Annotated in this window: 13 protein-coding genes; 7 read left to right on the top strand and 6 right to left on the bottom strand. The window is 53.0% G+C overall.

The genetic code is table 11. The features are described from left to right. Position 1 precedes the first annotated feature (1 nt). On the top strand, positions 2-1,990 hold the full coding sequence (locus tag NMUL_RS04875) for a preprotein translocase subunit SecA (protein WP_238529868.1): 1,989 nt from the start codon (positions 2-4) through the stop codon (positions 1,988-1,990). 30 nt (positions 1,991-2,020) lie between these two features. Then, positions 2,021-2,956: an efflux RND transporter periplasmic adaptor subunit gene (locus NMUL_RS04870; RefSeq protein ID WP_011380271.1), complete on the top strand. Its 936-nt coding sequence runs from the start codon at positions 2,021-2,023 to the stop codon at positions 2,954-2,956. 502 nt (positions 2,957-3,458) lie between these two features. Here the strand turns inward: NMUL_RS04870 and NMUL_RS04865 are convergent. Together NMUL_RS04865 and NMUL_RS04860 are read right to left on the bottom strand one after the other, a co-directional pair. Next, entirely contained in the window at positions 3,459-4,670 is a 1,212-nt protein-coding gene (locus NMUL_RS04865) for a tyrosine-type recombinase/integrase (protein ID WP_011380270.1), read from the bottom strand. A 389-nt stretch (positions 4,671-5,059) separates the two neighbouring features. Continuing rightward, the gene (locus NMUL_RS04860; protein ID WP_011380269.1) at positions 5,060-6,025 is read right to left on the bottom strand and encodes a PIN domain-containing protein; all 966 of its coding nucleotides are present in this window, start codon (positions 6,023-6,025) and stop codon (positions 5,060-5,062) included. A gap of 691 nt (positions 6,026-6,716) precedes the next feature. Here NMUL_RS04860 and NMUL_RS04855 point away from each other — a divergent pair. Both NMUL_RS04855 and NMUL_RS04850 read left to right on the top strand, forming a co-directional pair. Beyond that, entirely contained in the window at positions 6,717-8,417 is a 1,701-nt protein-coding gene (locus tag NMUL_RS04855) for a tyrosinase family protein (protein WP_011380268.1), read from the top strand. Further along, positions 8,414-8,686 carry a hypothetical protein gene (locus NMUL_RS04850; RefSeq protein ID WP_041352390.1) on the top strand — a complete coding sequence of 91 codons (273 nt, stop codon included), beginning with the start codon at positions 8,414-8,416 and terminating at the stop codon, positions 8,684-8,686. The genes NMUL_RS04855 and NMUL_RS04850 overlap by 4 nt, the downstream gene beginning before the upstream one ends. Positions 8,687-8,837: 151 nt before the next feature. Here the strand turns inward: NMUL_RS04850 and NMUL_RS04845 are convergent, their stop codons facing one another. The 3 genes from NMUL_RS04845 to NMUL_RS04835 form a co-directional block, all read right to left on the bottom strand. Beyond that, complete coding sequence (locus NMUL_RS04845; RefSeq protein WP_202944838.1) at positions 8,838-9,317, bottom strand: RES family NAD+ phosphorylase; 480 nt, start codon at positions 9,315-9,317, stop codon at positions 8,838-8,840. After that, positions 9,314-9,772: a type II RES/Xre toxin-antitoxin system antitoxin gene (gene parS / locus NMUL_RS04840; protein WP_011380265.1), complete on the bottom strand. Its 459-nt coding sequence runs from the start codon at positions 9,770-9,772 to the stop codon at positions 9,314-9,316. Before parS ends, NMUL_RS04845 begins: the two co-directional genes overlap by 4 nt. 196 nt (positions 9,773-9,968) lie before the next feature. Then, a complete protein-coding gene (locus tag NMUL_RS04835; RefSeq protein ID WP_011380264.1) occupies positions 9,969-10,976 on the bottom strand; it encodes a GlxA family transcriptional regulator in 1,008 nt (335 codons plus the stop codon). A 101-nt stretch (positions 10,977-11,077) separates the two neighbouring features. Here NMUL_RS04835 and NMUL_RS04830 point away from each other — a divergent pair, with 101 nt between their 5' ends. Beyond that, positions 11,078-11,380 carry a putative quinol monooxygenase gene (locus tag NMUL_RS04830; RefSeq protein ID WP_011380263.1) on the top strand — a complete coding sequence of 101 codons (303 nt, stop codon included), beginning with the start codon at positions 11,078-11,080 and terminating at the stop codon, positions 11,378-11,380. A 254-nt stretch (positions 11,381-11,634) separates the two neighbouring features. Here NMUL_RS04830 and NMUL_RS04825 read toward each other — a convergent pair whose 3' ends face one another. Beyond that, on the bottom strand, positions 11,635-12,426 hold the full coding sequence (locus NMUL_RS04825; protein WP_011380262.1) for a dienelactone hydrolase family protein: 792 nt from the start codon (positions 12,424-12,426) through the stop codon (positions 11,635-11,637). A gap of 167 nt (positions 12,427-12,593) precedes the next feature. Between NMUL_RS04825 and NMUL_RS04820 the strand changes: the two genes are divergently transcribed. Both NMUL_RS04820 and NMUL_RS04815 read left to right on the top strand, forming a co-directional pair. Continuing rightward, entirely contained in the window at positions 12,594-13,547 is a 954-nt protein-coding gene (locus NMUL_RS04820; protein ID WP_011380261.1) for an acetyltransferase, read from the top strand. 60 nt (positions 13,548-13,607) lie between these two features. Next, positions 13,608-15,236 carry a bifunctional aminoglycoside phosphotransferase/ATP-binding protein gene (locus tag NMUL_RS04815; protein WP_104009602.1) on the top strand — a complete coding sequence of 543 codons (1,629 nt, stop codon included), beginning with the start codon at positions 13,608-13,610 and terminating at the stop codon, positions 15,234-15,236. The last annotated feature ends 31 nt before the right edge of the window (positions 15,237-15,267 follow it).

Raw genomic sequence — 15,267 nt, 5'->3', positions numbered from 1 at the left:
CTTGCTTGCTGCCTGGAGAATAAACAGCCTTGCCCCAGCACCTTATCCGGAGCGGCTGGATACGAATGATAATGCTCTGGATCGCTTTTTAGGCTCATCGCTTGGGCAAGCGCGGTTATGGGCATCCCATCTTCGACTTAAACGCTTGAGGAGCTTTGCGGACAAGGTTGTGCATCGAAGCAACGCTCTCTCCGCTTTATCTGAAGCAGAGCTCGCTGCGTGCGTGGACGATCTTAGGGTGAAGCTTGCCCGCCAAGGGTTAACGGAAGATCTGACGATTGAAGTTTTTTCATTGGTAAGGGAAGTTTGCGGCCGTAAACTGGGATTGCGGCATTTTCCGGTGCAGCTGATCGGTGGCCGGGTAATATTGGCCGGGAAGCTGGCGGAGATGCAAACCGGAGAGGGTAAATCACTCACCGCGGTACTTCCCGCGATAGCGGTGGCCCTGTCAGGTTTACCAGTTCATGTAATTACGGTAAATGAATATCTTGTCCGGCGTGATGCCAGATTTATGCGACCGGTGTATGAGTTTTTTGGCCTTGACGTGGGAATGGTGGTTCCAGATCAGGATCCGGAAACACGACGGAATGCCTATGGTTGTGATGTCACCTATTGCGTCAACAAAGATCTAGTATTCGATTATCTGCGTGACCGGATTGACTCTAATCGCGATGTCTCGGATGCCCGCCGCGCTGTAGCTCGCCTGTTCAGGGGTGACGAGAATTCCAGAGCTTACTTACGTGGGTTATTTTTTGGGATTGTCGATGAAGCAGACAGCGTGCTCATTGACGAGGCGCGAACCCCGCTCATCATTTCCAGCAGTGTGTCTGACAAGCAAGGAGTCGATGACTACCGGAGAGCATTGGATTTTTGCCGACAACTTCGAGATGGACTGCATTTTCGGATTTTTGCTGCTGATAAGTTGATCCAGTTGACTCCTGCCGGTCGTGATCACATTACGAACATCTGTGGCAACCTTCCTGGCGTTTGGCAAGTTGCACGCGCCCGCTTCGAGTTGATCGAGCAGGCCCTGGCAGCCCAGTTGCTGTACATGCGCGACAAGCACTACATCGTAAAGGATGAGAAGGTGCAGATTGTAGATGAATATACCGGAAGAGTCATGTCGGATCGGACTTGGGAAAGCGGATTGCACCAGATGATTGAAGTAAAGGAAGGATGTGCGCTTACCGATCGTCGTAAAACCATTTCTCGCATAACATATCAGCGGTTTTTTAGACGATATCTGCGGCTTGGCGGTATGACTGGCACCGCAGCCGAGGTGGTGGGCGAGTTAAGTGCCATATTCGGGCTGGACGTGCTGCGAATTCCAACTAATCGTGCGGTACAGCGAAAGAATTTGGGAACGAGAATCTTTCTCGATACCGCATCCCGTTGGGATGCGGTACTGAAAAGTATACGGCGTGTTCGCGATGAAGGTCGTCCCGTTCTGATTGGAACGCGTTCGGTAGCTGCTTCGGAGCATTTGAGTAGCCTGCTCAAGACAGAAGGAATCGAACATAGCGTGATTAATGCTCGCCAGGATGAAGACGAGGCAACTGTCGTTGAGCAGGCCGGCCGCGTTGGTCGTGTCACAGTCGCGACGAATATGGCGGGGCGCGGTACTGATATTAAATTGGAATCTGGCGTATCGGATAGAGGAGGATTGCACGTAATTTTGTCTGAGTTCCACGAATCGCCCCGCATCGACCGACAACTTTATGGACGTGCTGGACGCCAGGGGGATAAGGGAAGTTACGAATCCATTGTCTCCTTGGAAGACGAGCTATTTGTTCTATTTTCGGGAGAGATGGCTCGTAGGGTTATGAGCAATTCAAGTTTCAGTAATGTAATAACCGGCATGAAAGCAAAACTGCTGCGGGGATCGGCACAACGATCATCAGAACGGTATTACTCGAGAATACGTCGCCAGACTGTGCTGGAAGATCAACGACTAGCGAAGATGCTGGCTTTTGCGGGACGTGGAGAGTGATGATATATCTCGATTGGAAGGAATCAAACGTTGACTATTAATGTGAGGCGCTTTTGGGCACAAGTTACGTTTGCCTGCGTATCCTCTTGGGGGGCGGCATTTGGGTGGGCAGGGGAGTTTGACTGCCTGATCGAGGCGCGCCAGATAGTAGAGATCCGACCGAGCACGACCGGAATTATCGAAAAAATCTGGGTGGATCGCGGTGACGCCGTCAATACTGGTCAGATACTTGTAACGCTGGATTCAGGCTTGGAAAAAGCGACTACCGAGCTTGCCAAATACCGTTCAACTATGGAAGGTGCTATACAGGCCAGCCAGAGTCGATCCGAATATGCGACCTTGAAGCATCATCGCCGTGAACAATTACTTGCACAGAAGTTTGTATCTACACAGGATCGTGATGAAGCAGAGACAGAGAAACGACTGGCTGAAGCAGAGCTAAAGGAGGCTCTGGATAATAAACGCGTGGCTCAGCTCGAGTACCGGCGTGCCAGTGAACAGCTACGTCTACGGACCGTAAGAAGTCCATTCAATGGAATTGTCGTCGACCGGATGATGCACCCTGGAGAGTTGACAGACGCAAGGAGTGATAATCGGAAAATTATTTTGAAAATAGCGGATATTACAGTTTTACATGTAGAAACACTTCTCCCGCTCGAGGCTTATGGAAAGGTCAAACCAGGGCAACTATTGGAAGTATTTCCGGAGGCGCCTGTGGGGGGGTCTTATAAAGCCAGAGTGAAAATCGTAGATAAAGTCATGGATACAGCGAGCGGTACTTTTGGGGTACGAATGGAAATTGCCAATGATGATTCCAAACTACCTGCAGGCATAAAATGCAGGGTGAGCGTGCCGGGTGTGAACACGCGCGTTATGCATCAAACTGTTCATCGACGCGCATCGGGAGAATCGATCCGCAGCTCAAATTACTCGTTAACATCCAGGAATGAGAAATCGGGAGATTGATGCTCTCATGCAAATGAGCTTGGCTGGTGTCAATAAAAGCAGGATGCCCTATCTTCCCTCTGCACCATGATATGTGAATCTAACAGCTGTGGTAGACAGTTTTGATAAAGACAGATCCTTGAACACGCTGCAATCTTTTCAAAAACAGTCACTGCACGGAAAGGTGGGCTCTGCTTGAGGAGATGGGTGGGATGTTGTTGTCGACGAGGAACAGCCGACCAGCTGCCAGCGGTATGATGTTTAGCAATATGCTAATAGAACAACTTCAGCTTTGGGCTGGGTTGTCAACCTGACAGTAAATAATTATAGACGGAAAGATTAGAACACATCTATGCTCTTGGATATTAGTCCCGCAGCCGTATCGAACCGGCACGGGCGGTTAAGCCCGAGGGATTTTAAGTTCCCTCCATTAGATTCAACAACTGACTCTGACTTTTTATAGAAGCCTAAACTGGCAAGTACTTCTTGCAGATGATTCGAACAGAAGCATTCCCTATAGTTATTACCTTGACATAATTGCTGAGCCATCGTAGCAATATCCCGCCCACTCTTCCATCAATACCCTCCGCTTCTCGAACAAGTCTCCTCGACGATAAGCTGCTTCTGCTTTATTGCTTATCGTATGGGCAAGCGCCATCTCACATACGTCTCTTGGAAAATTTGTGCATTCCGAAGCCCAGTCTCGAAATGATGAGCGAAAACCATGTACGGTTATATCATTCCTTCCCATGCGTTCGAGTACCTTAAGCATGGCGTTATTGCTTAGCGGCTTTTCGATCTTCTGCCCTGGAAATACATAGTCGCTTTGCTTTATCTTCTCCAAGTTCAAGATAATTTCCAAAGCTCTTCCCGAAAGCGGTACTCGATGCGGGTCATCCGCTTTCATGCGCGTACCTGGAATAGTCCAGATCGAAGCCTTTAGATCCAACTCTTCCCATCTTGCACCGATAACCTCACTAGTTCGTGCGGCTGTGAGAATTAGGAATTCCAGTGCTCTTGCAGCAATGCCTTCCTCTGCTCGAAGCAATCCCATAAATTCAGCCATCTGGCTGAACTGTAAGGCCGGATGATGTTTTACCCTGAGTTTCTTTTTAAGCGAGGGTAGCGCATGACTAAGATACCCTCGCCATCGGGCGGGATTATCTCCTTCTCGATAACCTCTGACTGTAGCCCAATCAAGTACAGATTCTATACGCCCGCGTAATCGGCTGGCTGTCTCCGGTTTCTGTTCCCAGATCGGGTCTAGCACCTTCATAATCAGCTTCGTATCGACATCCTGGACGGATAACGGGCCTATGACAGGTCCGCAATAAGTCTTGATGGTATTTGTCCACTGATCGGCATGTTTTGTGTTCTTCCAGCTGGAGCGATGGGCTTTAATATAGAGAGCAGCACACTCGGAAAAAGTCATTGACCTTGCAGCTTCAAGTGACTGCTGTGCGTGCTCAGCATCACGTGCTGTAATAGGATCCATTTTGCGAAGCAGCAATTGCCGGCATTGAACGGCGGCAGTGCGTGCATCAGCCAGGGAGACAGTATGAACTGGCCCTAAACCCATGTGCCGGTTCTTGCCGTTCAAGGTATAGCGGAATATCCACGACTTGCTGCCCGAGTCACTTATCTGCAGATAGAGCCCCGCACCATCGCAGTAGTAACCTGGCTTCTTCTTGTTAGACACTTCCTTTGCTGATAACCTACACGTTTGGCGTCTCATTTCTACCCCCATTTCTACCTACATATGAGACTGGGATACTATGGGACAACCTGGAACACGTCAAGGCAAGTATTTAAAAAAAGATAAGTAAAACCAAGTCTTATAGGAATTTCTGAGACACCATGAAACGGTAGGTTGGCGGTCTCTCTCTCCGCCAATTGAAACTGCTTTCTTGAAAGTCCCCTAATACCGTGAAAGGGAGCAGCATTCGGCGGCTCTAAGTCCTGTACTCGGGTGATATTGAAGTCCACCTGGAAATGCGAGATTAAGCACGGTTCGACGCTCGCACAATCGACCGGAACATTAGAAAAATGGGGAACAATACCGGCAGGAAGCTAGCTTCTACATGCAGCGCACAATTAGGCTGAAGGTGAAAGTTGATTTTCATCTTAAAGCGGCTCAAGAAGCTCCTTCAACGACTTTGAAAGACCAATTGTTTCTTCTGACTTGGCTAATCCGACCACCTTCAAAGCAAACTCTCTGACATCTTCATCTTCAAGAATCCTTCGAATCTGATTGTTGTCTAAATAAGCTTTGATGATGCGCTTGACTTCTGAATCTTTGAAATCATCGTAATCATCAAGCGTCGAAACTGCTCTATGCGTGGCAGCGAAAGAGCCGGATTCCTCAAGCCGTTCTATGGCTTCAATCTTATCGATTTCCTCCGCCAGTTGAATGTCAGGGAATTTGGCTTTAAAGAAATCCGCGAGCGACTTCTCCAGTTTGAGTTCACAGCTCGTATTCTTTTCGTTCCATTCCCTCAGCAAATACTCTTTAGGCTTTCCTTTGGACAATTCTGACTCGTAGTCCCCATCGGCGCTGATAATAATAAGCTCATCGTCCCAGAATTCGATTTCCTGTTCGAGGAGCCACTCCCAATTAATGGCGTCTCCAAGGCTGTCTTTCTTCCCGGGAGGGTTTCCAACTTTGGAGCGCAATTGTGCCTGTTCTATAAGGGATGGGCTCACCGCGCCAACTTTGATGGCAGAAAATATCTCTCTTATTACCTCATCGGATTTTAAGGTATCGGCTTCAATGTCTACCCTTGCCTTAGCTGCAAGCTGTTTGACGACTTCGTTCACCTTATCAACCGCTTCCTTTAGTTCCTTGGCCTCAGGATAGATTCGAATGATGTTGGGAATTTGTGCCGAAGCTTTTGACTCACGAAATTTCCGCATAGCGTCCGCAATGACCCGCTCTCGGTTTCGCCAGAACTCGTCAATAACCTGCATGGACACAAGCAATTCGACCTTACCCTTTTCAACCATCTTCTTGAGTTTTCGGAGTTCCTCAAGGTCAGGCCCGGATAGATGATAAATGTCTAGGAGAATATTTGTATCGATAAAAACTTTCATATTTGTTCCAGTTAAGTGCTGGTACAAAACAGGGGTAACGCACGCATTACCAGCCCATCTCTTATATATCAGTATGAGGCCCCTGAATGTGAACTGGAACCGGTTCCATCCTCCTTTTTACTTCCCCCGCTGGGAATAAATTAATCTTAACTATTGCTCCCCCGAAACTTAACACCTGATGAAGTTTTCCCCGATTGGCGTGGATAGCTCGTGGATAGCTCTGTTGATAACTCTCTAAGCTCGTGTCTGGGCTTGAGTTTTCTGCGCTGATCAAGATTGTGGCAGGAGAACGAGCTGTTATTGGATATGAGCTGACTTCCGATTCCCGCACCGCTATCCGCTGCTCCCGCTTCCCGGAGAGTTTCATTCCACGAGCGGAATATCGTCTCCCCTAACTACACTCCGCCAACACGAACCGCTACCTGTAAGATTTTACAGCTACTCCTGGCTTCCATTTGGTTATCTAATCCTGATTCTTTGCGGCCATGCCAAATGCCTGAGCGGGACGAGGCAGGAGGCTGAACCGCATGGCTGAAAGAAAGATTCTTTCGGAAAGTTTCTTTTAACTCCCGTCACTTCTCATTTCCGGGAAATTGCGTGCCCCATGCCCGCCGTCCCGTCAAGCTTTATCCATCCGACTTTATCCGTTCAGCTTTATCCAGAATCGATAACCATAAACAGGGTTTAATCCATGCAGCCAAAATTGTTCTCATCCACCATGTCCCGCCGCACATTCCTGAAAGCTGCGGCGGCGACCACCGCCGCCATCGGCGCTTCTGCCCTGCCCTTCGGAGCCCAGGCACAAGGGAAAGCAAAGTATCGGCGTTTGAACGTTCTGAACCCTGGGGCAAAGCGCGCCATCGAAAGCTACAAGAGGGCTATCGCCAGGATGCTCAAGCTCCCGCCGGAAGACCCTCGCAACTGGTATCGCATCGCGCTCACTCACACGATGGATTGCCCGCACGGCAACTGGTGGTTTCTGGTCTGGCACCGCGGCTATATCGGCTGGTTCGAGCAGATTTGCCGTGAGCTCAGCGGCGACCCAGGGTTTGCTCTTCCCTACTGGGATTGGACGGAGAATACGGACCCCGACAGTCCCTTTCAGGCACGCGTGCCCGCCGTCATGTTCGAGGATGTGCTCACCCCCGCTCATCCGGCCTATATTGCAAACTCGCGCGAATTTCAGAACCGCTTTCGCGGGGTAATCGCCAGGGCGGATTACTGGAAGCGTTTTTGCGGGCCGAATGGTGAATTCGATGATGAGACGCAGTATGGTCAGCTCCTCGCCCGGGGAATCCGCTCCCCCGAGGATCTGTGGTTCGATATGCTAAACGATCCGAGAGGCCGCTTTTTTTTCGATCTGAAACAGGCGCGCGGCACGACCCGGGAAAAGCCGGAGCTCGATGGAAAAACAACGAAGGCCGTCTCCCTGCAAACATTGCTGGACGCGCTGGCCCCTCGCGATTTCCTCACGTTTGCCAGCCCAAAGACCCTTGGTCACAGTGCCCTCACCGGATTTGGCGTGCTGGAAGGACAGCCGCACAACAGGGTGCACAACTGCGTCGGCGGCATCTTTACCGACCCCAATGGCAACACCACCAACAACGGCGGCTTCATGCAGGCCAATCTATCGCCTGTCGACCCGCTTTTTTTTCTGCACCATGCGAATATCGATCGGCTTTGGGATGTATGGACCCGGAAGCAGTTGGCGAGGGGATATCCTGCCTTGCCCGAAGGCGCGGATTTCGACGCCTGGTCGAGGGAACCGTTTCTTTTCTTTGTCGATGCAAAGGGAAAGCCGGCGAAGAAAAGAACCGCCGGGGACTACGCGGCTATCGGGGATTTCAATTACGATTATGAGCCCGGCTCCGGGGAGGAAGTGGTGGCGCCTCCCATGTTCGCCTCACTGCTGGGCGCAGCGGTACCCTCCGAGAGCACCCGGGCCCAGATCACCCGTTCCGTGGTGAGCGGGGAGCAGGCGGCAAGCGCGGTCGTGACACTTCCGTCTCCGCTGCTTGGCTTGCGCGCACAGGCGGAAACGCCGCGATTGTATGCAAAGATCACCCTGGCGCTGCCGCCGCTGGCGCACCATCATGATTTTGCCGTGATGGTGGATGACGGGAACAGTCGAACGGACCCCTCCAGTCCTCACTACGTCGGTACGCTCTCGATGTTCGGTCATCACACCATACAGGCTCCGGTTACCTTTACCGTGCCTTTATCGGGCACGATCGAGGCAATGCGGCAGAACGCGCAGCTTACAGACAGCGGGGCGTTGAATATCCGGATTGTTTCGGAGCGAATGGTAAAACCGGGAGTACCGATGGCAAGACATGCCCCTGGCACGGAACCGAAAGCGGAGGTACTTTCCATTGTTGTGGAGGCCCATTGACTGCCGCGAAATGCAGATGGCAGCTACGCTTCGCCACGGTAATTGCCGTTCTGATATTCTCGTCCATACTGGGATTCTCGTCCATACTGGGAAATGGCGCTTTTGCGCAGATCGAGGTGCCACAGGGCGTGATCGAACTCACGCTTCCGCGCCCGGTTTCCGGCAATGAAAAGGTCCGGGTTGAAGTACGTACGCGCGTGCTTCCCAAACGCGCGGAAATCCGCGTCACCGCGCCGGATGGAACCCTGTTCGGCACGATATCGCCATAGGAGCGTCAGGAACACTACATGAAGCAGCGACTGCAACCTACACCATTCCTCTTCCCCCGAGCGCGATCCTGGATGACCACGTAGAGTTGTTCCTGGAAGTGGATGAACCGGCTATTCCTGCATCGACCCCGCAGCGAGCAATATCCCTTGTTCACTTTGCTGCGGATAGATTCCGCAGTAGCCGCAGATCGCTCTTGAGGTTTTCCGGTTGACCTATCCGGATTCTGCGAAAATCGGGGTGTGCCGGGTTGAGCAGCAGGTTTCGCTCAGCGGGAATTACAACGCTGGGAACATCCATTACGCAGTATCTGGCATCACGCAGCCACCGGCTGCCGATTTCCTCGAGGTTTTTACGGCTCTCGAGAGTTCGCCAGTTCTCCGGGAGCTGTCCGGCATCGATTTCCAGTCTGGGGATATCGCCAGGAATTTCCGCGGGGATCAGGAGATAATTGGCGCGCAGCGGCTCGTCCTGGACGAGCATTTCGAGAAAGGCGAGTGACCTGCTCTGCGCCGTGTACACTACCGGCTCGCCCTTGAGATTCCAGCGGCCGCCGAACAGCCGCGCACCCTCGCCGGAAAATGCAGAAGCGGCGAAGCGGTGTGTGACGATACGCCACACCGTCAACTTCAAGTGAAAATACCGTGCTCGATCCGACCAAGAATAGTCATCACTGAATCGGCGCCAAGATCAGTATCCAGCATGGACAGGGGGGTGGCGCCGCCCAGGCTGGCGTTGGGTGACTTGATCCAGTCCAGCGCCAGGGATCCGTCCTCAAACACCTCGCCGGCACGTTCAACAACCCGCGCCAGGCGCAGCAATTTGCCGGATTCCTCGCAGTTGAGCACTCCTTCCTTTTTTCGTCGCACCAGCGTGCGCTCCGGAATATCCAGCGCGCGGGAGAGTTCACCCTGCCGCAGGTCAACGAGCCCCAGGACTGCGTCGATCGCCGGGGCGGGAATGCCTCTGCGCACGAGTTCTATCCACTCGACTGCCGAACGTGGATCGGTGTGGAGTATCTGCTTGCCGCCTAGAATGTTCGAGGCGGAAAACGGCTTCCGGGCCGCTGGTGAGATAAAAGAAGTCATAAAGATGATGATAAAGCGATATCGAGAAGAAAGCAAGCCATCTGGCGTCTAATATATGCAAACTTGGCAATTTAAATCTTTTATAGCCCAAAGTAATCGAAGCAGGAATTTTCAATACGCCCGGATGAACTACAAATGACGGGCGCAGGCAGTCAGTCTGTGAACGTGGCGCAGCTTATTTTCGCGATACTTTTTGTCACTCGATATCCTGTGCTTGAGAGTCGTTGAACGAACTGGAAATCTCCCGGGTTCTGGCTCGAAGCTCGCTCACCGTTCGACCGACCCTGCGGCGAAGAAGGGTGCGCAAGGTTGTACCATCCGCATAACCCACCTGGGCAGCAATCGCGTCTACATTATCGTTGCTCGTCCCCAGGAGATATACAGCGCGCTCAATACGAAGATCCTGAAAATAAGAAAGCGGGGATTTTCCCAGAACAGCCTTTAGCCGCCGCGAAAGCGTTCTCTCGCTTGTGCCTGTCGCACTGGCTGCTTCGCTCAGGGAGAAACGTTCACCCAGCCTGTGGCGAGCCCAGCGTTCGAATTGCTGAACCAGTGGATCGGCATGTGCAAGGTGATCAGGAATTGCAAAAACTGCCTGTGACGCTCGTGGTTCTATCAGCAGATAACGCGCTGTCATTTCTGCGAGCGTGGGACTGCTTTGGCGTATGAGCCAAAGCGCCAGATCGATATGTGCCAGTGCAGCACCCGCAGTAACCAACCCGGGCGAGCTTACCACCATGCGCGATTCCTCCAGGCGCACGCGGGGATAACGTTCCCGAAACAAGGGGCTAAGCCACCATGATGTGGTAGCGCTCCGGTCATTGAGAAGCAAAGTATCGGCGAGAACGAAGGTTCCAGTGCAGGCGGCGCCGATAAGAACGTCCTCTTTGGACCACTGCCGCAAAAGGTCGCCCGCCTCGCACACATCCGGCCGCTCAAGCGCCAACCGCAGCGTTTCCGGCATTTTTGCCCCAAGCGCCGGAATCAATACCACATCCGGCGGGCTGCATCGCGCCGCTGGCACTACCGGTACAGAAAATCCCTGACTGGTACGAATATTCCGGCGCACCCCCGCGATCGTCAGGTCAAATCGTGTCACTGCGTTGGCAGAAACCGCGAGATCGTTCGCGATACTCAGGGTGTCCAGGAGCGTTGATAATCCGGTGTCGAAAACCTGGTCGAGCGCAAGAATATGAATATGCATGGCGTAAATTATATCAAAATTGTCAATATCGCCACTTGGCAGAAATCCTCCCGATATTTAAAGTCTGAGCCTTATTGTTCAACACGAGAAAGGAAATCAAGATGGTAACAGTTGCGCTGTTTGTGCGGTTACAAGCCAAACCGGGAAAGGAAGCTGACGTAGAAAGCTTTCTCGAGCAGGGGCTTTCAATGGCAAATCAGGAAACCACCACACCGATCTGGTTTGCCCTGCGGCTCGGCCCATCGACTTTTGGTATTTTTGATGCATTTGTGGACGAGGCTGGAAGATCGGCGCATTTGTCCGGCCCGATCGCTGCCGCACTAATGGCAAATGCAGCCGATTTGCTGGCTGAGCCACCGCAAATCGAGCATGTGGATATCCTTGGCGTCAAACTCCCAAGCTGAACTGGGAAAGTGAAAAAATAAAAAGAAAGTGGTGAACGCGCCCGCGTTCATCGCTGGGACGCGCGGAAGGAGGCAGGGCAGGTTCTGCATCAAAGCCTTTGTACTCCTTCATCAGCGCCTGACACGCCAACGCTGCTCTGCCTGTACCTGAGTACGCAAATATCCTGATTGCCGCATAAGTCCCGCACGTCGTGCAGGCGTTTCCAACCCTCGCTCATTCGAGACTACAAAAACCAGTATACTTCGGGGCATCATCATCTTGCCTTGAATACCTCGGCCAGGAAGCGTTCCGTCTCCTTCCAAGAAGCCTTGTCAGCTTGCGCGTCATAAGCGAGCGGTAAATTGAATTTGCGCCCGTAGTCATCGGCCTCGGGATTGGTAAAACTATGCTTGGCGCCCGGAAATGTAACTGCCTTGTAGTTTACGCCGGCATTCTCCATTTCCTGCTTGAATGCCGCTACCTGCTCGGCCGGTATCATGGGGTCAGCCATGCCGGTAAAAGAGATAATCTGCGCCTTCACCCTGCCCCTTTGAGCCGGGTGCTCGGTCGCCAGACCGCCATGAAAGCTGGCCACACCTTTCAAATCTTCACCTTGGCGAGCCATTTCCAAGGCGACGCTGCCGCCGAAACAATAACCCAGCGCCGCGATGTTCCTCGGATCGACATTCTCCTGCTTCTGCAGGAAACTCAGGGCAGCTTCAAAGCGTTTTTTCGCCAAGGGCAGATTCTTCTTCAGCTCTCCCGAATATCTGGAGGCCTCATCCGGATGATGAGCCTGCCTGCCCTCGCCGTACATGTCGACTGCCAACGCGGTGTAGCCCAGTTCCGCCAGCATCTTTGCGCGTTTCCGCGCGTAATCGTCGAGACCCCACCATTCATGCACCACCAGCACCGCAGGGTGGTTATGTGTTATTGCGTCATCATATACAAGGTAACCTTTGAGGGTGGTGCCATTGGTGGTGTAGGTGACTTCCTTCCCCTGTATGGCAGCCTGGGCCAGCGAACCCAGGAAAAACAATGCAGCGGCTGAGAGGATTTTTTTCATGATGAGCTCATTGTGCGGGTGGTTGATTAAATTTATTGATGATGTGAGTATAGGCGAGGCCTGCGGGCCACCCAAATCGAAAATAACGAACGATGGAATCCACACAGGTACAGCGCGAAGGCCTGTTCATTGATGCAGCATAAGGCGGGGGTATCTGAAAATTCAATATGAATTATCACGTTTTTAACGGAGATGCAGACGGTCTTTGTGCCGTCCATCAGCTTCTGCTGAGCAATCCTGTTCGGACAGAATTAGTGACAGGATTAAAGCGCGATATCCGCCTGCTCGAGCGGGTCAAGGCCCACGCAGGCGAACGGGTGACAGTGCTCGACATCTCCCTGAACAGCAACCGTGCTGCCCTCGTGCAACTGCTGGAGACCGGCGTGGCTGTCGAGTATTTCGACCATCACTATGCCGGGGAGATACCCGTCCATCCCCATTTGAGCACTCACATCGATACATCTGCGGGGGTATGCACAAGCCTGCTGGTCGACCGCCATCTGGAAGGAAAATACCGTTCCTGGGGGATTGCCGCAGCCTTTGGGGATAACATCAGCGAAAGCGCCAGTAGACTTGCGCTACAGAATGGACTGGTCCAACCGCAGATAGAGAAGCTCGCACACCTGGGGGAATGCCTTAATTACAACAGCTACGGCGAGACCCTGGAAGACCTGCATTTTCATCCTCTTGCATTATATGAGGCAATGGCGCCCTACCCCGATCCATTCGATTTTATCGCCGAATCGGCTGCCTTCAAGGAGCTTGCAGCGGGATTTCTGGAGGATACCCGGATGACGGCATCGTTGCGCCCCCTGCTCCAGCACGCGCATCACGCTGCCTATCTCCTTCCGGATGCGGCATGGGCAAGACGGGTAAGCGGTGTTTTTGCCAACAAGCTTGCGAACGACAATCCGGCATGCGCGCATGCAGTCATTACGATCGACCGGGCGGGTGGCTATAAGGTCAGTGTGCGGGCGCCGTTGGCGAATCCCCAGGGTGCCGACGTGCTCTGCATGAAGTTTGAAACAGGGGGAGGACGCAAGGCGGCGGCCGGGATCAACAATTTGCCCGAAAGCGCGCTCGATACCTTTCTTGCCCGCTTCGCAGAGCAGTTTGGCTAATGCGTCTGGTTAATATTGGGCGTTACCCTCAACCTGCCGGCCAGGTTATCGATCATGGTCATGAAAGATTCAATCACCCAAGCGAAGAAGCCGTCTGATTCCCCGCAGGCGGATGGAGATGTTCAAGGCAGATTAATCACTGCCTTGCTGGATCCTCGCTGCTATCCCCACCCGGTAAAACGGGTAGGAATAATGGAAACCCACATTTCATGGGTACTGCTGGCGGGACGCTATGCCTACAAAATAAAGAAACCGGTCGACCTGGGTTTCCTCGACTTTACCGATCTGTCATCACGCCGCCATTATTGTGAGGAAGAGCTGCGGCTCAACCGGCGTCTTGCACCCCAACTCTATCTGGATGTCATTCCCCTCGGCGGCACGGCTGAAATGCCGGAAATCGGTGCTGAACCGGCTATCGAATATGCAGTAAAAATGCGCCGCTTCCCTGCTTCCCAACAACTGGACAGGCTGGCCGAGCACGACAGGATTCTCCCGGAGCATATGGATAGCCTGGCGGCAACGATCGCGCATTTTCATGAGGCTCTGCCCTCGGCCGAGCCTGGGGCCGGGCTTGGGTCAGCCGCTGCGACACATGCGACAGTATTTCAGACTCTCGAGCAACTACAAACTGCGCTGGCTGGCACTGAAAATGAAGTCCGTGTGGCTGGATTGCGCGCGGCGATCGAGACTGAGTATGGCGTACGCAAGGAGCATCTGGAACGGCGGCTTGCCGGGGGTTTTGTGCGCGAATGTCATGGCGACCTGCATCTGGGTAATATTGCGCTGATTCGCGGACGACCCGTTCCCTTCGATTGTATCGAGTTCAGTCCCTCGCTACGCTGGATCGATGTAATGAACGAAGCCGCCTTTACCGTCATGGACCTGCTGCATCGCCAGCAGTCTGAGCTTGCCTATCGCTTCCTCAATGCCTATCTGGAAACTACGGGTGATTATGGGGGCCTGCCCTTGCTGCGTTTCTATCTCGCCTATCGCGCCGCAGTGCGTGCCATGGTCAGCGCCGTTCGCGCCGGCCAGGATAACCTCTCCAAACGGGACAAGGCAGCCGCGCTGGCATCCTGCAGCAGTTTTCTTGATCTCGCCAGAGCATGCCTTGCCCGGCAGCGGCCCGCCCTGGTGATTACCCGGGGTTTGCCGGGATCGGGCAAAACGACTTTTGCACAGGCAGCACTGGAAAGGCTGCAAGCCATACGCATACGATCGGACGTGGAGCGCAAGCGTTTATTCGGATTGGCGGCGTTGGCAGACAGCCGCTCGCAGGCGGAGGGCATTTATCATGCGGAGGCTACGGTGCGAACGTATGCGCGACTGCATGATCTGGCCCGAGAACTGCTGGCCGCAGGCTTTCCGGTAATCGTGGATGCCGCCTTTCTGAAACGGGAAGAGCGCGAGCATTTCCGAATGCTGGCAGATGAACTGTCGGTGCCGTTTGTGATTGCATCGCTGAAAGCGTCCTCCGAGACAATGCAAAGCCGTATCGTAAAACGGCAAAGCGAATCAAGCGATGCCTCCGAGGCTGATCTGGGCGTATTGAAACTGTTACAGGAAAAAGAGGAAGTGCTGGCGCCGCAGGAGCGGGCTTACACCGTAGAGTTCGTCAACGAGAAAGAAGGCTTTGACAGCGGCGATAATGCCTGGAAGAAACTGGAGCGGTTGCTGGATGGAAGATGATCCAACTGCTGTTTCAACAAATCAGGCAACT

Source organism: Nitrosospira multiformis ATCC 25196 (assembly GCF_000196355.1).
In the GTDB taxonomy this organism is placed as follows: Bacteria; Pseudomonadota; Gammaproteobacteria; order Burkholderiales; family Nitrosomonadaceae; genus Nitrosospira; species Nitrosospira multiformis.
Note: the sequence above shows the minus strand (reverse complement) of the source record. Positions and strands in the feature narration are given on the sequence as shown.